The following is a 20250-nucleotide window of genomic DNA, read 5'->3' as shown; positions in this document are numbered from 1 at the left end:
GTACAACTTTAGACAGGAGCTATGTCACACCTTTAAAGTGATGTATGTCACATGCAAACAATAAGAAATATTAAAAACTAAGAATTAAGCCTGCTAAGAGTTTCTCTAGAAACCCCTAAATAAGCAGCAATCATTTTTTTAGGAACCCGTTGAAAAAGGGTAGGGTATTGTTCTAACAACTGATCATATCGTTCTTTTGCAGAATTTTGTAAGAGCGATACAATTCTTTTTTGAAGAGCTATTCTGCCCATTTTACTCTTTTTAGCCCAAAAACGTTCCATTTTGTGCAAAGAGGCAGTTAGTTTATCACGGTTTTCATAAGTGATATACAACAATTCACAATCTTCAATACAATCAATTGCAGTTTTAGAAGGTAGTTGCTTTACAAACGATTCATAATCGGTAATCCACCAATTTTCCATAGCAAATTGAAGAATATGCTCTTTACCGCTATCTTCAATAAAATAGCTCTTTACACAACCTTTAACCACCCAATATTCTTTATTGGCAGTTTCACCTTCTTGCAGTAAATATTGATGTTTACGTTTAGTAATAGGCTGAAAAAAACTTAGAATATAGGCGAATTCCTCATCAGTAAGAGGTATAATTTCTTCAATATGTTGTCGTAAAGGATGTCTCATTAAGACGATACTATTTTCTTTTTACTATATGCAAATATAGCTGTAAAGTAAGTAGTACAAGTAAAAATGTTTTTGCATATCGTCATTCCAAGGAAGGTATGACGAAATAATCTATTTATTTAGAGTCCCAAACATAAAAACTACCACGTTTGTCTCATAACAACGTTATAAAGAGAAGTTTTTCCTCAAAGATTATTGTGGTATTCTTTTTCTTGATAAAAAGAAACAAAAATCAAGACTTACAATAAAATCGTGAGAAAATACTACGACATCCTCCACTGATAAAAAGAACTCGCTATCGCTCAAACAGCTTTTTATCTTACATCCATCACTGCTGTCTTGATTTTCAAAGATTTTCTTGTAGGTCACAAAATATACCGTTATTCCGAACGTCACTGAAATTAAGATATATTTTAATTGAAAGTATGTTGCAAAGCAACTGAGAAGGAATCTCATTGAAAAGTGTTACTCTTTTTTTATTGTATCGAGAACTATTAGAAAACTTCTCGATACAAAATTATTTTTATTTCATTTCAATAATTTTACTCGAAGTGACACTGGATGATAAAAAGAATATAGAAAAAAGAGAATAGAACAAAGACCTATAAATAAGTCTTTACTCTAACAGCGAAGCGGTCTATTCTCTTGGCTCTAAAAAACAACCGTCATAACGAGTAGCAATAGCGACGTAGTTATCTCATTATTTAAAATCCATACGCTAACAACCAAGCATTCTTTCAAAGTATTTAACCTTAAATAAAGTTAGTAGAAGTACCTATTAAGTACAAACAAAGTACACGCTCCGTATTTGCTTAGTACAAAGAGATTTAATAATAAATATGCTAGCTTTTTAAATAGAAAAATTGTAGGTTTGATACGTTGAAATTGCTAAAGATTACTTCAACAAGAAAAAAATATAACTAAAAAAGATGCTATGAAATATAGAACTATGCTGTTGTTTAATAACAGAGAGATAGAAGTACTAACCTATAACTTTGGTTTTAATAGAAATATAAACGTTTCTGACCAACCCACAAGCTCCGCTAACTTTGTAGGTTTAGAATTAGAAATAGAATCAGGTAGTAATACTGATTTTGAAGAATGGGCTTGTAAAGAAAATGCTATAGACCAACTAGAGTTAAAAATATACTACCCATATTTAAAAGGGGGCTCTAAAACAATGACTTTTTTTGATTGCTACCTAAAGAAATACGAAACAGTATTTTCTAATACAAACGATCAGCCTATAAAAGACCGATTAATTATTACGTGTGCAGGAGTAAAAATGCCTAATTCTTCGCTAGAATATTCTACGTACTGGAGAAAAACGCTTTCTGGAACGCAAACAGAAGTAACTAAAAATGGGAGTACCGTTTCTAGTGACGGTACAAACTTTAGTGTAACCCCAAAATTATCGTAATATGCCAAGTTTTGTCCCCCTAGGAATTGCTGATTACAGCGGAAATAGTGAAAGAGGCTTTGTACAATTTACTTACCAAATAGCCGATAATAATGCCAAGGAACTAACGCTACAAATTAGAGATGGAAGCTCGGTGATTTTTGAAGAAAAAATAACTGATGCTAACAAACTAAAACAAGGAGAACATATTTGGAAATGGGATGGGTTTGATAGTGGAGGAATTTTAGACACTGCTAAACTAACACAATACGAAAATTTAAATCTGTATACTATTGGTGTAGATAGCTCAAATAACTACAGTAGAAAAAAGTTAGATTTTAGTATGCGTTACGATGAGGTTAAATGGGTAGATGTAAAGATTGATAAAAACTCTAAAAGAATAGATGTTACATTACGTGTTAACTTAAAAGATGGAGGAGCAAGAGGGATAGAGTGTTATGAAAAGGATTTTGATCCCGACCCAAAACTTAGAGTTTTTAAGGAAGTGTGTCCATGGGATAAAATACCACAAGAAGCATTAACTTATTATGGTAATTCTCCTATTAAGAATAGAACAAAGAGCTTTGAAGAACTGAAAAAAATGGCATTAGAAGGGATAAATAAGTACTGGAGTAGGCATAGTAATAACATAGGGAAAGGTGTAAATATAGATGGAGAATTTTACGAACTTCATGTAAATTCTTTAATCTTTGAAAAAGGGGCTAAAGCTCCTGAAATTACATTTTTAACTAATAATGAGGTAGGAAGGTCTAGAAATTGGGAATTATCAAGGATATTATTTTATAACGTTGGTTACTTATTTTATGATGAATGGAAATCTTTAAACAAGAATAACTCTATTTTTAAAAATAAAGGATGGTATTATAAAAATGGAGATAACGAAGATTTTAAAATGACTTCAGCTCATGAAGTTGGTCATGAAATTTTATTAAAATATGGAGGGCATAAATATTCTAAAAGTCATAAAGGAAGTTCTACTATCTTCACTCAAGAGAGAAAGAATTTACCTTTACCAAAAAAAGGAGAAATAGATCTAATGAAATATTATAATAAATATTATGATTCTCGAAGAACAATAGCTTCAGAGAAAGATACATTAGGTTTACTTTGGTTAACAAAAATAGAATTGAAATAATGAAATCATATATAATTTATATTATCATATTCTTTACTTGCATTTCTTGTGGTTCTGAACATATTTTGATTGGAGACATAAAAGGTTTTGTTTATGATAAAACAACAAATAAACCTATTGAAGGAGTAACTCTGTATACCGACTCACTATCTTTTAATTACTTTGGGAAAAGTAAAACAGATAAAAATGGTTTCTTTTATATAAAAGGAATGAAGACTAAAGACTATGATTCTTATTATATAGCTATCAAAAATATATCTTATAAATTGATTTTGGAATCAGAAAACTATATTACAGATACAATTGATTTGGAGAAATATGATAAGAATATATTAGACAGTATAAATTTAAAAAAGATATACCTAAAACCACTTGAAAAGTAAACGTATTCTACACATGTTATGCAGCTAAAATGAAAAACGTATTATTACTAACACTATTACTTTTAACAATTTCTAGCAAACAATAATTGTTGCTTCTGTAAAAGGTGTATTAGGTTTATTATGGTTAACTAAATTAAAACTAAAGTAATGAAGCATTATACATATATAGTATTTTTATTAGCACTTGTATCATGCAAAACAGATTATGTTTTTATTGATTCTTTTAAAGGGGGAGTTTACGATATAACGAATAATAAACCAATTAAAGGAGTAGTTATACAAACTGATTCTTTAGCTATTAATTTTTTTGAGCCTATAAAAACAAAAAACGATGGCTCTTTTTACGTGGATGGAATGACAGCTAAAAGTTATAAGACATATGTTGTTAATCGTAAAAATATTTCTTTTAAACTATATTTTAAATCAAAGTACTATAGTAACCAGACGATAGACTTAAAAAGTTATAATAAAGATAATAGAAAATTAGATGTCGTTAAACTAGGGAAAATATACCTTAAACCATTAAACAAATAAAAAGAAGAGTTTTAGAAAAAGATGTGTTAAGTTTACTTTGGTTAACTAAATTAAAATTGAAATGAGAAAGCTGTTTTTAATAATTTTGCTGATTGTAATAACTCAATCTTGTTCAACAAAGTATCACGGTTATGTTTATGACTTTGATAAAGAAACTCCTTTAAATAAAGTGAAAGTTTATTATAAAGATTCTACAGATTTTGTTCTTAGTAATAAAGAAGGATATTTTGAGGTAAAAAAGAGTGCTACAATAAAATACCTTCTCTTTGAAAAAGAAGATTATCGAAGATTTAGTTTAAGTACATTCGATAGACAAAATGAATTTATAAAAGAACAGCCATTTGGAGATACTATCTATTTAATATCAAAAAATAGTAAACATAGAAGACCTCAAATAGCATTACCTATTAGAAACTAAAAAATGAGGCTTTGTTACTTACTATTAATAGCACTTATTTTGAATTCTTGTTCGTCAAGAATAGAAAGACCCGAAATTAAAGGAACACTATACGATTCTTTAACATACAAACCAATTAAAGGTGTATTAATACAGATTGATGATGAACAGATAAAGTCCGATAACCAAGGAAAGTTTACCATACAGAGAGTAAAGAAAAGAGTGATGTTTAATTTTGAAGGCGGGCATGTTCCTTTATCTTATTCAATGGAATTAAAACATCCAAAATACAAGAGTATCAAAATAGAAAAAGGAACAAGAGGGAGTTTTGGAGAAGAGGCAATATTGTATGATTCAATCTTCCTAAAACCACTTGAAAAGTAAGTGTGTTCTAGGCATGTTATGTAGCTAAAATGAAAAACGTATTATTACTAACATTATTACTTTTAACAGTTTCTTGCAAACAAGAACTATGTGATTGTTACCACGGCTATGTATTAGATGAAAACAAAGAGCCAATAAATAAAGTAAAAATAATAGAAAGCTCATCTTATTCACAGCATACCTATTCTAAAAGTGATGGCTATTTTTATCTAAATAGAAAAGCAGATTTTATTAGTGAATTAATTTTTGTTAAAGAAGGTTATATCTCAGATACTATTTCTCCTTATACAGCGAACAGAAGAGGAGATAAATCGTTATTCGTTCATAGAAAAGACACTTTATTTATGAAGAGGAAAGAATAAAATGAAAAAAGTAGCATTCATATTTATAATAGTAACATTAACAAGCTGTTTTGTAAAAAGAGTTAGTAGACCTCCTATCATGGGTTATATATATAACTCTGAAACATTACAAAGAATAGATAGTGTTGATGTAGTAACTTGGGATTCAGTAAAAAAAGATTATTCTACTGAAACCAGTAGTGATGTAAACGGGAGTTTCTTTTTAAAAATGAAAACTTACTACGATAAAATGGCCATAGGAGGTGAAGCTCCTATGGGCTTTTTTAAGTTTAGTTTAATAAAAAAAGGATATGAAAAGAGAAGTATTGAGAGAAGAGGTAGGTATGGTTTTACAAAAGACACTATAAGATTCGACTCAATCTTCCTAAAACCACTTGAAAAGTAAGCGTATTCTAGACATGTTATGTAGCTAAAATGAAAAACGTATTATTACTAACATTATTACTTTTAACAGTTTCTTGCAAACAAGAACTATGTGATTGTTACCACGGCTATGTATTTGATGAAAATAAAAAGCCAATAGATAATGTAAAAATTTATGAAGAAGCAGCGTTGTCAAATTCCACATACACAAATAAAGAAGGATATTTTAAACTAGATAGAGATTCATTTATAGCAAATTTAATTTTTAAAAAAGAAGGATTTGAAATAGATAGAATAAGCCCTTATATAGAGTTTAGAGGGGGTGATAAAACAATCTTTATAACTAAAAAGTCAGACACTTTATTTATGAAGAGAAAAGAATAAAATGAGAAAACCCCTATTCATATTTTTCATTGCTTTATTACTATTCTGTGAAGAAGAAAGCAATACTTCCTTTAGAAGACTAAGGTTAGGTTCTAATAAATAAAACATGGTAAAAATTTTCCTCATACTATTTGCACTAGGTTCTTTAATATTAATTCTTAGTTCTCGATTTAGAAAACAAAAGCTATATTTAAAAGTACTTATTTACCTCTCTTTTACTATTGTATCAGTTTTTACATTCTTTATAACAATTATATATTTATGGAACTCTAGCGAAGATTATCACCAACGAAGGCATTTTATGGGGATTTGGAATATACAAGTTTTAAATACTACGGAAACCCCTATAAAAAAGGTTAAAGTAATTAATCTAAGAGAACCAACAGATACAATTATATCAGATATTGATGGAACTGTAAATCTATATGAGTTTAGAGAAGGCTTGGTAGTACTTCAGGCAGAAGGCTATATTCCAGACACCATAAATGTAGCTGAAATGCCAAGTACAAAGGTGTATTTAAATAAGCTAAAATAAGTTTCTTTTTATATTCGTCATTACGAGGAGGATACGACGAAGTAATCTGTTTATTTAGAACTCAAAACTTAGAGATTGCTTCGTTTTAGCCTGTCTTGAGCCTTTCGACTTCGCTCAAGATAAACTTAAATCGAAAGGCTCGCAATGACGTTAACAAACAGCAAACCGTCATTCCGAACGGTAGTGAGAAACCGTAAGGTTCAGCGTAGCTAAATCTCACTCAAAAGAGTTACCCTTATTCTTTTATTGTAATCACTGTCAGTTCGAGTGATTTTTATTGAGTGATAACGAAATAAAAATTGTATCGAGAACTATTAGAAAACTTCTCGATACAAAATTATTTTTATTTCATTTCAATAATTTTACTCGAAGTGACACTAGATGATAAAAAGAATATCGAACAAAGACCTATAAACAAGTCTTCACTCTAACAGCGAAGCGGTCTATTCTCTTGGCTCTAAAAGAACCATCATAACGAAGAACGATAAAACACCCTATAAAACATTGAGAATTTTGTTAGTTATACTAGTAAACACCTCATACCCATTAAAAACCATAACAAAAAGAGTATATAACATAAAAAAGTACGAGCATATAGCTCGTACAGATTATAAAATATAGTTTTTGTCTTAACCTTCAGACAGTAGTGTCTGAAGTCACAGGATAGTACTGTCTGATGTCAACGGACAGTAGTGTCGTGTGTTACGATACAGTAAGGCTAAATGTAGATTCAGATACCTTAAGTTCTTTTAAGAAGCGATCTAATTTAGAAGTAGCCTGCGTTTTAATTCTAACACGGTAATTACCCGCAGCAAGAGCAGGAGCTTGACCAATAATCTTCTTATAGCTGTTTTGAGCTAAATAAGATACCTTAGTTTCGGTACCATCTTCGGCAACAAAATACAAGCCAACCTCAGGTAAGTCACCAGCAACTTTTAAACGCAAACCATTCAGCTCAAACAATCCGTTGGCAGATAAGGTAGTATTCGTAGTTGCTGTGGTAATATCTTTTAAATTATTAATAACTGTGTTGGTAATAGGAGCAGTTACTTTTTGTAGCGGAATATCGTCCTTAATTTCGTTGATTAACTTTCCGCTGTTGAGGTTTACGTGTAGTTTATGAGTATCAGGATTAAAACCATCTTCCTCAGTATCAAAAACCCCAGAAATAGAATACCCAATATTTAGTAAGGGGAGGTTAATATTATCGCCGTCTTCTATCGACTCGATAATCTCTTCATAGTAAGAATTAAGCACCGCCACAATATCGGTTTTACTTACTAGGTTACGTTTGCTCAACATTTTATCAATCAACTCGTCTTGATTAATAGTACGCTCTGTTAATATGCGTGCTGAGTAGTTGGTTTCATCGGTTAACTTGTTTTCAATTAAATAGTACTTCATCATATTGATTTTTAAATTATTTACTTTTTCATTTGAATCCTTTTTTGGGTAGTAACAGCTAGCATATTGGAGCAATAACCAATATATGCCAAAACAATTACTAACCTTGGTGTTATTCATCACCAAATAGTCAGGTACAAGTGTACCTTAATAGCATTAACTTCGTAAAGATGTTGTAAAATTGAATGTGATTGAATAGTAATAAGAGATAGCAATTTACTTTTACAAACAATTTTTATAGCTGACACTAAAATAGTTTTTTTTCGTTTTAACTCTCTGACTTTATGAGTTTTTTAACGTTTTAGGAAGTGTAGGGGAGGTATGGAAAAAGAAAACGCGGATGTGGAATCCGCGTATATCAATATTATTAATACTATTTCTTTTAATTATTAAAGAAAGTGCTTAAACGCTGAGTTGAAGTTCTAATTCGGGCATTTGATCATAAGTTCTACCGTTTAGAACTCTTCCATTTTTCTTTTTATTTTTCCCTCCCCATTGTTTGAAGAAGAAAGCAACATCCTTTTTTTCACATTGTTCTTGTATATCAATAACCCAGTCTGCATCCATAGGTCTTGGATTATGTCCACTTTCACCTCCTACAATAACCCAATCAATTTTATCTAAGTTAATATTAGGCAGGGCTCCAATTAATGGTTCAAGAGATAAAAACTTTACTCTAGCATTAGTTTTTCTTAAATAATCGATTCTACTTTCTACTTTTTGGTTTTCTACAGAAACTCCCATCCAGATATTATGAGACCATTTTAATTCATTATGTACTTCTAAAAGTCTTTCTGCTCTCTTGGTTAATACTTGAAATATGTGTTGAGGGTTTTCATTCATTACCTTAAACACTTTTTTTATGAATTCAAGGGGGATTTTTTCGTGAAATAAATCACTCATAGAGTTAACAAATACTACTTTAGATTTTTTCCAAGTGTATGGTGTCTTTAAAGAGTCTTCATGAGTTCTAACTTCAAAGTTATCTTTATACTTATCAACTCCCATAGCTTGAAGTCTTTTGGACATAATTTCTGCATAACAAAATTTACATCCTTGAGAAACCTTGGTACAACCAGTTGTTGGGTTCCAAGTCATTTCTGTCCATTCTATAGTTGATTGAGCCATTACTTTATGCTAATTTTTATTTTATCAAAGTTATTCTTATAATCTTTATAATTAACATAAAAACTACCTTTTCTGGCTTTTTTATTATCTTTTTTTTGTACTTCTATCATACCTTTCCTTTGAAGTTCTTTTAAAATTTGTGTTGCATGAGTGGGTAAAAAACCATTTCGGAGGGTATATTCATATATTTCTCCATTTTTTCTAGACTTAGCTTTTAAGTATGATTTAATATAGTCTTCAAGATCGTTTGTTTTCATTGAGGAAAATAATGTTGGTTGATTTCCATTATAAACCCATCCTTTACCCTGTTCAGTATCTATTTCCCATTTAGTTTCCAACATTTTTTCATAGCCTCTTATATGTGAGCTAAAGAAAAATAAACAAAAGACCGTGTTTTCCTCTTTTTTAAGAGAAAAACTATCAACAAAAAAATTCTTACCTAAAAAAGATTGAAACCCCATTTTAAGAGCTCTTATATATTCCCATTCATTGCTTAACTTACTTTTATCAATCTTAAGTTGTTTGTTGAATGAATCAAGAACACTAGGAGTACCATTTTTTGAAAACCTATACATGAATTGTATTGGGAGCCATAAAAGCACTTCTGATTTTCTATTACAATCCAAAAGACTTAAAATATGTTTGGCTTTGATTTCTTTGTAACCATAAGGGTCAATAAAAATAAAAGCTTTTTCATCTTTAAACTCCTTTAATTCTTTAGGAAGTTCTTCGACTAAATGAAGATAGTCTTTAGAAGTCAATTTTAAGTTACCATAACTTTTGTAGTATAATTTCTTGTTTGAAATATTATTTTGTAAGTCAGAGATTTTAGCTTTATCGATATCGTTGAAATGACAGTTAATCTTTGGAGTTTTTTCATGTTTATTGGCTATAAAATTGAAATGGGTACTCTTAACTTTTCGTAGAGCAATTATGGGACTTCCTTCGCCTCCATCTTTATATATTCCTGGTCCGCTAAATAAATCAAATAAATGAATGGTCTGAGTATAACCATCATTACAAATAATATTCAAATACTTTTGAATATAACTTCCAAATAATTTAACCTTAGCCTCGGAATGATTTAGTAGATGTGTTTTTGATAATGTGTTTTTCATTTAATTAATTGTATTATCTTTTTCTTTTTAATCTGTAAGTAATACTTGTATTTTATGAGTTGTGTAAAAGATACGAACTTTTAACCAGTGTTGAAGTCTGATTAATAGGTTGATATAAAATAGATGTGTTTATATTAGTTGAGGTTTTTTAAGGATTTAACCAATCATCAGCAGGCTTTGTTATTAATCTTGCATCTACATAAGCCATATCCATTGTTAAAATTGTCTTGCCTCTATAAATTTTTCTTTTATCATCTCTATCTACTACTAAAGCTAAGTCAGCTGCGCCTTCATCATTAGTAAGAACTAGAGGTAGTAATAGTTGAATTTTTTCTTCATACCAGTGAGGTATAGCTATTTTATAATTTCTTCTTATTTTATCTTTTAAAGTTTGCAATTCTCCATTAATTACATTCTCAGCCATTTTTATATTTCCCTGTAAAACCTCAGGAAGTCTAGACTCATTATGTTTTAAAAAATGATCTAAATTAGGTTCAATATCATAGGAGGTATTAAAGACTAAGTCATTTACATTAAAGATGTAGTTAGCTAAATCTGGTAGAGGAGTAAAAGGTTCTAATTTTGTTGAGTAAGAATCTACAAATGAGTATAATGTCCAATCAGGTTGATTTCTTTGTTCAGCTTCTTTATTTTTAAAAAAAGTTGCAAAAATATCTTTCCCTCTTGGTGTTTGTAGACCTGTGTTAAAGCAAGCTTTATCACCATCACCAGATAACATTATTTTACTTTCCTCTTGGAGTCTTAGAAAGGTATAATTTAAGTAATTAGTAAGAATAGGATAGGATTGATACTGGTATTGATTGACAAATTCAGGTCTATGATATGACCAGTCTTCTTTTTTAGCTATGTTAGCTAACTTTTTATAAGGTTCTTCCCAAGATTCACCAGCTTGTCCATTGTAAGGGAAATGGGCAAAGATTTCTCTTGGGTTTTGGTCTTTGTATCTTTTTGAAAGAGATTTATAATTCATTGTTAATTTATTTTGGTTGATTAGTAAAAATATTATAACTATCTCACTCATTTCTACGGTTTTCCGCAACCCAAATTGCGGTTATCCGCAAAACATACATTATTACACATATAATTACCATTTAATAACATAATAGTTGTTATTACTAATGATATTTTACTACTTTTAAAATGTTAACACGCAGTTATATAGTGTTTTAATACATGTTGTACTACCAACATAAAAACGAGTATAGTTGCGTATAACAACAACCAACAAACTAAACTTTATAAATATTATGAAAACCCTAAGCACTTGCTTAGCACTCTTTTTTTATGTGCTATGCATTAACGGACAAACACAAACTATTAACTGTGAACTTGAAATAAAAAAGTTGCGTAGTGCCTACGAAAACTACAACAAAACACTAGAAGAAAAGAAGCAAGAAATAGCAGAAACCAAAAAGTCGATTACCCAAGAAAGCTTAGACAAGCTTAGTACTTTAATTAAGGATAGAAAAGCGTATATAGATTCACTAAACCTTACCTATGCTAAGTTTACTAGCTATAAAAACGTGTGTACCAACATTCCTGCAGATTCAATAGCTAGTTGGTTTCCTTATAAAGAACCACCTACACGAGAAACCATAGCCAAAGAAGCTGAACAAGAAGAAACGGTAGAAGAACCTGTAACCTATAGTTATTTTAATGAAAATATAATTATTAGTGAAGATATTAACGGAGCTGAGAAGACTTCTAGAGAGAAAAAGGTATTCAATCAGGTATTAAAACAAGTAAACCAAGAAACTTATTTTGGAGATATTACCATACCTAAAGAAGGACAAGAATTTTGTTTTTATAATAATGATGAAGATCGTCAAGATACATTAAAGTATAGGTTTAAAAAGATAGATATTGAAATTCGCGATGGTAGCTTAGCTGATATTCAGGTATTGGTAGAATATAAGGGAAGTTTACTATTGTTTGAAAACTATGTAGGGGTAAGCTTTTTACGATATGGATATTGGGCATCTAAAAACTATCTTTTTTACTCACAAAAACAACCAACAACCAACGTTGATGAAAAAGAGTTTGAAAACCTTCGTATTCGTTTAAGTGATGTACTAATGTATAAGTATAAAATAGGAAACAACTACATCCCTCATGACTTAACGTTAGAACTGCCTAAAGAAGATATTGATGGAAACAAAACCAACTTAACAGCCCCAGCAACTTATCAAATAAAACAAGATACTTACTTAGATAAAATAGTAGAACTACGTGCTTATACCGACTTTTTAGCACTCTTTGGAGAGTCTGACAACGGATTGGTGCAGTTAGAAGGAAGCGCAAAGTTTTATGTATTTCCTTTTTCAAGGCAAATCTTTAGTTCTTCAATGCAGTTTGAGTTTTTAAAATCAATTACACCTTATGTACACTATGCTAAGTTTGAAGAAGACAAAGGTTTAGTTACCGCAACAGGTGGTGTAATAGGAAATACGTTAGACTTGGTAGAAAAACGCTTTTTAACCGTAGGTGGAGAAGTAAACCTTTTAGAAATATATCAAAAAAACTACCCTATGAAAATGAACTTTTTTGGTACGATAGACTATAATCTAACAAGAGTTCAAAACGACACCCAAGGAGTAGAAAACCTAAAAGCATTGAGTTATGGAGGAGGAATAAGCTTATCATCAAAACGATTTAACAACTTCGGTTTCAATTATAAATTAGGACTTCACTGGTTTGATTATAAAAGCTATAACGGGTCTAGCACAATAGATTTGGACTTTAAAGTACCTGTAGTAAAGAATCAAGCAGAAGTGTTTTATCACCCTAACAAAAACCCAAATCAAGCTATTTTTGCAAGGTTAGTAACCTATAATTACAAAGGAAACGAAAGTGATGAGGCTTTTTACCAATTTCAATTTGGATATAAGTTCTCCATAGGCTCTAGAACAGTAAAGAAATAAAGTAAAAAGAGGTTATTTGTTAAGAATAACCTCTTTTTATATAACAGTTTTATGAGTTCTATTAAAATCTAACAAAATTCTAATTTCATGGTGTCACCTCGAACCTATGTGAGAGGTCTTAAGGTTATAAGTTACTCCTTTTAACAAGGTTTCTCCTCGTGCCTCGTTCGGAATGACAGATAACTTAGAACCAAGATAAAAGACCGCTTCGCTGTTAGAGTATAGACTGATTAGAGGTGTAATTGTTATAATTAAGTATCGTCATTGCGAGCCTTTCGACTGTTGCTCAAGACAGGCTAAAACGAAGCAATCTCTAAGTTTTGAGTTAACTACTTACAGATTACTTCGTCGTATCCTCCTCGTAATGACGACTTTTTTTAGTATTTACCACTAACCAAGCTTCTCACGTATTTTATCCAAACACAAATTATCAATACTACCCACATGCGTATGTTTTTTAGAAGTATCGGGTGTATATGTACCGTTAACAACTTCGCCACCAATTTTTTGATAAGCTTCTCTAAAACTCATACCATTTTCTACCAAGGTATTCATATTGTCTACTGTAAATAGATATTTGTATTTCTCATCCTGTAAGTCAATATCTTTTACAATAACTTGCTGAATAGCGTAATCAAAAATATCTAGAACATCTTTTAACTCTTCAAAGGCATTGATGATATTTTCTTTTAATAACTGATAATCTCTATGATATCCACTTGGTAAATTGTTGGTGATTAATAAGGTTTCGGTATACAACGCTTGAATCTTATTACACTTTCCTCTAATCAATTCAAATACATCAGGATTCTTTTTATGCGGCATAATACTACTACCTGTAGTTAATTCATCAGGAAAAGAGATAAAATCAAAATTCTGACTCATATACAGGCAGATATCCATGGCAAAACGAGCTAGTGTATTACTCACACTACCCAACGCCATGGTAAGGGTACGCTCACTTTTTCCTCTACTCATTTGTGCTGCCACCACATTGTATTTTAAGGTTTCAAAACCTAGTTCTTTAGTGGTGAATTCTCTATCGATTGGGAAAGAACTTCCATATCCTGCAGCAGAACCTAACGGATTTTGATCTACCGTTTTTAGCGCTGCATTAACCATGTACAAATCGTCAATTAGTAATTCAGCATACGCAGAAAACCATAATCCGAAAGAAGAAGGCATTGCCACTTGTAAGTGGGTGTAGCCTGGTAATAACTTGGTTTTATGTTCTTCTGCTAACTGTAATAATGTATTGAATAACGTTTTCGTTTTATCAGAAATCAACTGTAAATTGTCTTTATAATACAATTGTAACGCTACTAAAACCTGATCGTTTCTTGAACGTGCGGTATGAATTTTCTTACCAACTTCACCGCACATGTTGGTTAATTCGAACTCAATTTTAGAATGTACATCTTCAAATTGAGCATCAATTATAAAAGTACCTTCTGCCACTTGTTGTTGTAGCGTAGTAATTCCAGCAGTTACTTGCGCTAATTCTTCCGAAGTAATAATATAGATGGAAGCCAGCATTTTTGCATGTGCTAATGATGCTTGCAAGTCGTACGGTGCAATGTGTATGTCTATTTCTCTATCGTTTCCAACAGTGAAATGTTCTATTTTTTTATCTATGGATAACCCTTTGTCCCAAAGTTTCATGTTTTTATGTTTTTTAATTAGTACTGAGTATTGAGAAGTTAGTATTGAGTGTTAAACACTATAACTAACAAAATTCTCATTGTTTGTTTGTCACCTCGAACGTATGTGAGAGGTCTCAAACTTATGAGTTACTCTTTTTAATGAGATTTAGCTACGCTGAACCTTACAGTTTCTCTCTATCGTTCGGAATGACGATTGTTTTTAGAGCCAAGAGAATAGACCGCTTTGCTGTTAGAGCTGAGACTTGTTTATAGGTCTTTGTTCTATTCTCTTTTTCTATATTCTTTTTATCATCCAGTGTCACTTCGAGTAAAATTATTGAAATGAAATAAAAATAATTTTGTATCGAGAAGTTTTCGAATAGTTCTCGATACAATTTTTACTTCGCTAATACTCAATAAAAATCACTCGAACTGACATGTGTACAGTAGCTAATTCTTAACTCCTTTTAATACTTTCTCTAATAATTCTATATACAACTCAATCCCTTCCTCAATTTCTTGAAGGTAAATAAACTCATCAGCGGTGTGTGAGCGGGTACTATCACCAGGTCCTAATTTTAACGACGGACAACTCAACACTGCTTGGTCAGATAGGGTAGGAGAACCATAGGTTTTTCTTCCTAAAGCAATACCTGCTTGTACTAATGGATGTTCTTTTGGTATTGATGACGAGTTCAAATTCAAGCTGCGTGGTTGTATCTTACAAGGTGCGTGTTCTTGTAAAAAGTCACTGATTTCCTGATTGGTATATTGATCGTTTACACGAACATCGACCACTAATTTTACTTCAGAAGGAACAGCATTGTGTTGTTTCCCTGCATTAATTTGTGTTACTGTTAACTTAACCTTACCTAAGGTTTCCGAAGTTTTTTCAAACGATACTTCTTTAAACCACTGCAATACTTTAATGGTGTTGTAAATAGCATTGTCGTGATTCGGATGTGCGGCATGACTTGGGGTTCCTTTTACCTCAGCATCAAAAACGACCAAGCCTTTTTCAGCAATAGCTAAATTCATTAAAGTAGGCTCTCCTACGATGGCTACATCAATCTTTGGTAAGGTTTTTAGTAATCCGTTTAAACCGTTAGGACCGCTGCTTTCTTCTTCGGCAGTTCCTGCAAATACCAAATTATACGCTAAGTTTTCTTTTTGATAGAAATAGGTATAGGTTGCTAGTAATGATACCAAACAGCCTCCCGCATCGTTACTTCCCAAACCATAGAGTTTTCCTTCTTCCACAATCGCTTTAAAAGGATCTTTGGTATAGCCGTTATTAGGTTTTACGGTATCGTGGTGCGAGTTGAGTAATAACGTAGGTTTGTTAGCATCAAAATGTTTGTTTACCGACCACACATTGTTCTGAGTTCTAGTGTATGGAATATCATACTCTTTAAACCAGTTTTCTAGCAGTAGGGCAGTAGCATCTTCTTCCGAAGAAAAAGATGGTGTTTCTATTAGGTTTTTTAACAGATTGATGGCTTTTGTGGTAAGTCTTTGTATCATGATAGTTGTAATGAGGTGTGTTTGTTTTTTGAGTTAAATACCATAGCTGTATTGCCTATGTGTACTTTTTGAACATTGTTTTTTAGGGCATGAAAGCAATTGTCTAACTTAGGAAGCATTCCTTCAAATATGACTCCGTCAGCTTTTAATTGCGTGTAGGATTCTGAAGTGATTTGTTCGATAATAGAGTTGTCATCGGTTACATCACTTAGCACTCCTGATTTTTCAAAACAGTAATATAGTTCTGTACTAAAATGAGCAGAGAGACCTATAGCAATTTCTGAGGCTATGGTGTCTGCATTTGTGTTCAATAACTGTCCGTTAGCATCGTGCGTAATGGCACAAAACACAGGCGTTACTTCGTTATTAATTAATACGGTTAGTACTTGCGGATTTACGGTAACAACGTCGCCTGCAAATCCGTAATCTATAGGTTCAGCAGGACGTTTGGTTGATACAATAGTATTTCCATCCGCTCCTGTAAAACCTATAGCGTTGGCGTTATGCGCTTGTAACTGCGCAACAATTTGCTTGTTGATTTTACCTGCATATACCATAGTAATCAAATCTAAAGTTTGCGTATCGGTTACACGTCTGCCATCAATCATCGTCACAGGAATATTCAACTGTTTAGCCAATTCAGAAGCTAGTTTACCTCCACCATGTACCAATACTTTAGGTTCTTTTAACTGAGCGAAATTAGCTAAGAAGTTGTTCAAAGTTTTTTCATTATTAATGATGTTTCCACCTATTTTTACAATCTTTATAGTTTTCATTTTTAGTTTTAAGTTTAATTTATTGTTCATTTTTTCTTGATAAAAAACGAACCAAAAAATCAAGTCAGTAAAGAGGAAATTGCTACGCACCACTCATTTTCAAAGCTTCATGCTTAAAGTTACGCTTAGCATTTTCGCTTTTTCACTCGTTATTTCTTTATACAGACAGTTTTCATATTTCAATTATCTTTTAATTTAATGTCACGTCGAGTGATTTTTCGTACTGAAAGGAAGAAAAATTGTATCGAGACGTTTTCAAGTAGTTCTCGATACATTTCCCTGCGGTCGACACTCGAACTGACAAGTCAAAATTTAAATTCAGCTTAAATGAATTAAAATCTCTTTTAGTACTATCTGTGCAGCAAAGGTTCTGTTGTTGGCTTGTTCAATCACAAGAGAATTTTCACCATCTAAAACAGCGTCTTCCGCTACCACATTTCTTCTAATAGGTAAGCAGTGCATAAATTTAGCAGCGCCTAGTTTTTCCTGAGTAATCATCCACTTAGGGTCTTCATTTAGTGTTTTACCATATTCATTAAATGAACTCCAGTTTTTGGCATAGATAAAGTCGGCATTTTCAAAAGCTTTCTCTTGATTGTATTCGATAGGAAACTCTTTTGTAATTTCAGAATCTAGCTCGTACCCTTCGGGATGCGTTATAACAAACTCTACATCCATGTTGTGCATGAGGTGTATAAAAGCATTGGCAACTGAGTGTGGTAATGCTTTGGGGTGTGGAGCCCAAGACAACACAACTTTAGGTTTGTCAACTTTCTTAGTTTCCATAATAGTAATCGCATCTGCCAAAGCTTGTAACGGATGATCAGTAGCACTTTCCATATTGATAACAGGCACCGTAGCATATTTTACAAAACTGTTGAGTATAATTTCAGAGGTATCTTTTTCTTTATCTTTCAACGTAGGAAAAGCTCTTACCGCAATGATATCAGCATACTGAGAAATTACCATGGCAGCCTCTTTAATATGTTCTGAAGTACTTAAATTCATCACAGTACCGTCTTCAAACTCCATATTCCAAGCGTTGGTAATGTTTAACACACTTACTTGCATCCCTAAGTTTTTAGCTGCTTTTTCGGTACTTAATCTTGTACGTAAACTAGCATTAAAGAACAGCATGACTAAGGTTTTATGTTGTCCTAAATCAGCAAACTGATAGGGACTTTCTTTTAATTGAATTGCCTTTTGAATGGTTCCTGAAAGGTTTTCAATATCGTTTAGGCTGGTGTATTTCTTCATGACAGTTCCTTTTTTAAAGACTCAAAAAACATATCGATATGTTGCTTTTGAATGGTTAATGGTGGAAGGATTCTTAATAAGTTAGGATTCTTAGCGCTTCCAGTGAAAATGTGATGTTTGAATATTAGGTTTTTTCTTAGGTCAGCAATAGGAAAATCGAATTCTAACCCTAACATTAAGCCTCTTCCTTTTACAGTTGTTATCTGCGGAATTAAAGTTGCTTGTTCCATAAAATACGCAGCAATTTGCTGTGCATTTTCCATCAACTGCTCTTTTTTAACGGTTTCAATAACTGCTAAGGAAGCAGCACAGGCTAAGTGATTACCACCAAAGGTAGTTCCTAACAAACCATAAGAAGCCTCAATACTTGGATGAATTAAAATTCCGCCAACAGGAAATCCGTTTCCCATTCCCTTTGCCATGGAAATGATATGCGGAGTAATGCCGTGTTTTTGAAAAGCAAAGAAATCACCCGTTCTACCAAATCCGCACTGAATTTCATCAGCAATAAGTAAGGTGTTGTATTGTTTACATAGGTTTTCTAATCCTTGGTAAAAAGTTGTAGAAGCTTCTTCTAATCCTCCAATACCTTGAATGGTTTCTATTATAATAGCACAAACATCGTTGCCTTGTAAAGCTTTTTCAACACCTTCCAAGTCTTCAAACTCTAAAAAAATAACCTCTTGCTGCGCATTGATAGGCGCTACAATCTTAGGATTGTCAGTTGCTGCTACTGCAGCTGAAGTACGTCCGTGAAATGAATTCTTAAAAGCAATTATTTTCTGCTTACCAGTGTGAAAAGAAGCTAGTTTTAAAGCATTTTCATTGGCTTCAGCTCCAGAATTACATAAGAATAGTTGATAGTCTTTACAACCCGATATGTCTTCTAGTTGTGAGGCTAACTCCACTTGTAACGGATTCTGAATAGCGTTGCTATAAAAACCTAGTTTAGCTACCTGCTGGCTAATGTTTTTTACATAGGTAGGGTGTGAGTGCCCGATAGAGATTACGGCATGACCGCCATATAAATCTAGATACTCTGTGCCTTTATCGTCGTATACATATACATCGTTGGCGGTTACTGGGGTGATATCAAATAGAGGATATACGTTAAATAAACTCATTATGGTGTTTTTTTATGATATTAATTTTATTAAAAGAGGCTACCATTCCTTGTATTAAAGCTGCACTTAATCCTTTGTGTTCCATTTCATTTAAACCTTCAATGGTACAGCCTTTTGGAGTGGTAACTTTATCGATTTCTTCTTCAGGATGATTTCCTGTGGCTATGAGTAGGTTGGCAGCACCTTCACTGGTATGCATAGCGAGTTCTTGTGCTTCTTTTGCATCGAAACCTAACTGAATAGCGGCTTGTGTAGTTGCCCGTATTAAGCGCATCCAAAAAGCAATTCCACTAGCACATATTACGGTGGCTGCTTGCATTTGATCTTCAGGAATAATCATAGAAGTTCCTAGCTGATTGAAAATGTCTGTAGCTATTTTTAAATCTTCCTTCTTTTGAGTATTACCACTAAGACAAGTCATCGATTTTCCAACGGCAATAGCAGTATTAGGCATGGCTCTGATAATAGTAGTATCTGAACCAATGAGAGTTTCCATTTTTTCAATAGAAAAACCAGCAACTGTAGAAATTACAATATGGTTGTCTGATAATAGAGGAGTAGTTTCTTTTAAAATAGTTTCTAAATGTGTTGGTTGTACTGCAAAAATTAATACATCAGATGCAGTGATTGCTTCCTCGTTATTAGAACTAATAAAAACGTTGGGTACTTCTTTAAACTCATCAAGTTCTTCAATGTTTCTCTTGGTTAAGAAAAGTTGAGAAAACGAATTGTTTTGTATCAATCCTTTAGCGATCGATTTTCCTAAGTTACCTGTACCTATAATTGCTATTTTCAT

22 protein-coding genes are annotated in these 20250 nt (G+C 32.2%); 11 read left to right on the top strand and 11 right to left on the bottom strand.

Going from position 1 to position 20250, the window contains the following annotated elements; genetic code table 11:
• Positions 1–77: 77 nt before the first annotated feature.
• Positions 78–641 carry a Crp/Fnr family transcriptional regulator gene (locus tag ACXIHB_RS03610; protein ID WP_159491434.1) on the bottom strand — a complete coding sequence of 188 codons (564 nt, stop codon included), beginning with the start codon at positions 639–641 and terminating at the stop codon, positions 78–80.
• 934 nt (positions 642–1575) lie between these two features.
• Between ACXIHB_RS03610 and tssD the strand changes: the two genes are divergently transcribed.
• The 10 genes from tssD to ACXIHB_RS03560 all read left to right on the top strand — a co-directional run bounded on the left by tssD (position 1576) and on the right by ACXIHB_RS03560 (position 6538).
• On the top strand, positions 1576–2061 hold the full coding sequence (gene tssD, locus ACXIHB_RS03605; RefSeq protein ID WP_047789066.1) for a type VI secretion system tube protein TssD: 486 nt from the start codon (positions 1576–1578) through the stop codon (positions 2059–2061).
• 1 nt (position 2062) lies between these two features.
• Positions 2063–3196, top strand: a complete 1134-nt coding sequence (locus ACXIHB_RS03600; RefSeq protein ID WP_462098931.1) for a hypothetical protein — start codon at positions 2063–2065, stop codon at positions 3194–3196.
• The gene (locus ACXIHB_RS03595) at positions 3196–3579 is read left to right on the top strand and encodes a peptidase associated/transthyretin-like domain-containing protein (RefSeq protein WP_462098930.1); all 384 of its coding nucleotides are present in this window, start codon (positions 3196–3198) and stop codon (positions 3577–3579) included. The genes ACXIHB_RS03600 and ACXIHB_RS03595 overlap by 1 nt, the downstream gene beginning before the upstream one ends.
• A gap of 147 nt (positions 3580–3726) precedes the next feature.
• Positions 3727–4113: a hypothetical protein gene (locus ACXIHB_RS03590; protein ID WP_462098929.1), complete on the top strand. Its 387-nt coding sequence runs from the start codon at positions 3727–3729 to the stop codon at positions 4111–4113.
• Between the two features lie 61 nt (positions 4114–4174).
• Positions 4175–4531, top strand: a complete 357-nt coding sequence (locus ACXIHB_RS03585; RefSeq protein ID WP_047789062.1) for a hypothetical protein — start codon at positions 4175–4177, stop codon at positions 4529–4531.
• A 3-nt stretch (positions 4532–4534) separates the two neighbouring features.
• A complete protein-coding gene (locus tag ACXIHB_RS03580; protein ID WP_462098928.1) occupies positions 4535–4894 on the top strand; it encodes a hypothetical protein in 360 nt (119 codons plus the stop codon).
• 29 nt (positions 4895–4923) lie between these two features.
• The gene (locus ACXIHB_RS03575) at positions 4924–5256 is read left to right on the top strand and encodes a hypothetical protein (protein WP_173360357.1); all 333 of its coding nucleotides are present in this window, start codon (positions 4924–4926) and stop codon (positions 5254–5256) included.
• Position 5257: 1 nt separating this feature from the next.
• A complete protein-coding gene (locus ACXIHB_RS03570) occupies positions 5258–5641 on the top strand; it encodes a hypothetical protein (RefSeq protein ID WP_159491424.1) in 384 nt (127 codons plus the stop codon).
• Between the two features lie 29 nt (positions 5642–5670).
• A complete protein-coding gene (locus ACXIHB_RS03565) occupies positions 5671–6003 on the top strand; it encodes a peptidase associated/transthyretin-like domain-containing protein (protein ID WP_462098927.1) in 333 nt (110 codons plus the stop codon).
• A gap of 106 nt (positions 6004–6109) precedes the next feature.
• Complete coding sequence (locus ACXIHB_RS03560) at positions 6110–6538, top strand: hypothetical protein (RefSeq protein ID WP_159491420.1); 429 nt, start codon at positions 6110–6112, stop codon at positions 6536–6538.
• A gap of 702 nt (positions 6539–7240) precedes the next feature.
• On the opposite strand, the gene ACXIHB_RS03555 is transcribed toward ACXIHB_RS03560, so the two are convergent.
• From ACXIHB_RS03555 to ACXIHB_RS03540, 4 genes are all read right to left on the bottom strand, one after another.
• Entirely contained in the window at positions 7241–7942 is a 702-nt protein-coding gene (locus ACXIHB_RS03555; RefSeq protein ID WP_462098926.1) for an HU family DNA-binding protein, read from the bottom strand.
• A gap of 402 nt (positions 7943–8344) precedes the next feature.
• Positions 8345–9070, bottom strand: coding sequence for a DUF5131 family protein (locus tag ACXIHB_RS03550; protein WP_462098925.1), 726 nt, complete (start codon positions 9068–9070; stop codon positions 8345–8347).
• The gene (gene tcmP / locus ACXIHB_RS03545; protein ID WP_462098924.1) at positions 9070–10188 is read right to left on the bottom strand and encodes a three-Cys-motif partner protein TcmP; all 1119 of its coding nucleotides are present in this window, start codon (positions 10186–10188) and stop codon (positions 9070–9072) included. The genes ACXIHB_RS03550 and tcmP overlap by 1 nt, the downstream gene beginning before the upstream one ends.
• Before the next feature lie 148 nt (positions 10189–10336).
• Entirely contained in the window at positions 10337–11179 is an 843-nt protein-coding gene (locus ACXIHB_RS03540) for a DUF3825 domain-containing protein (protein WP_462098923.1), read from the bottom strand.
• 277 nt (positions 11180–11456) lie between these two features.
• Here ACXIHB_RS03540 and ACXIHB_RS03535 point away from each other — a divergent pair, with 277 nt between their 5' ends.
• Positions 11457–13130 (top strand): hypothetical protein, encoded by a 1674-nt coding sequence (locus tag ACXIHB_RS03535; protein WP_462098922.1) that lies wholly within the window; start codon positions 11457–11459, stop codon positions 13128–13130.
• Between the two features lie 390 nt (positions 13131–13520).
• On the opposite strand, the gene argH is transcribed toward ACXIHB_RS03535, so the two are convergent.
• From argH to proC, 6 genes are all read right to left on the bottom strand, one after another.
• A complete protein-coding gene (gene argH / locus ACXIHB_RS03530) occupies positions 13521–14792 on the bottom strand; it encodes an argininosuccinate lyase (protein ID WP_462098921.1) in 1272 nt (423 codons plus the stop codon).
• Positions 14793–15223: 431 nt separating this feature from the next.
• Positions 15224–16297 carry a M20 family metallo-hydrolase gene (locus ACXIHB_RS03525; protein WP_462098920.1) on the bottom strand — a complete coding sequence of 358 codons (1074 nt, stop codon included), beginning with the start codon at positions 16295–16297 and terminating at the stop codon, positions 15224–15226.
• Positions 16294–17073 carry an acetylglutamate kinase gene (argB, locus tag ACXIHB_RS03520; RefSeq protein WP_462098919.1) on the bottom strand — a complete coding sequence of 260 codons (780 nt, stop codon included), beginning with the start codon at positions 17071–17073 and terminating at the stop codon, positions 16294–16296. The genes ACXIHB_RS03525 and argB overlap by 4 nt, the downstream gene beginning before the upstream one ends.
• Before the next feature lie 318 nt (positions 17074–17391).
• The gene (locus tag ACXIHB_RS03515) at positions 17392–18330 is read right to left on the bottom strand and encodes a Rossmann-fold NAD(P)-binding domain-containing protein (protein WP_462098918.1); all 939 of its coding nucleotides are present in this window, start codon (positions 18328–18330) and stop codon (positions 17392–17394) included.
• The gene (locus ACXIHB_RS03510; protein WP_462098917.1) at positions 18327–19454 is read right to left on the bottom strand and encodes an aspartate aminotransferase family protein; all 1128 of its coding nucleotides are present in this window, start codon (positions 19452–19454) and stop codon (positions 18327–18329) included. The genes ACXIHB_RS03515 and ACXIHB_RS03510 overlap by 4 nt, the downstream gene beginning before the upstream one ends.
• Positions 19441–20250 (bottom strand): pyrroline-5-carboxylate reductase, encoded by an 810-nt coding sequence (proC, locus tag ACXIHB_RS03505; protein WP_462098916.1) that lies wholly within the window; start codon positions 20248–20250, stop codon positions 19441–19443. Before proC ends, ACXIHB_RS03510 begins: the two co-directional genes overlap by 14 nt.

Source organism: Tenacibaculum sp. IMCC1 (genome assembly GCF_054906355.1).
The sequence above is the reverse complement of the archived record's forward strand: the minus strand, read 5'-3'. Positions and strand labels throughout refer to the sequence as shown.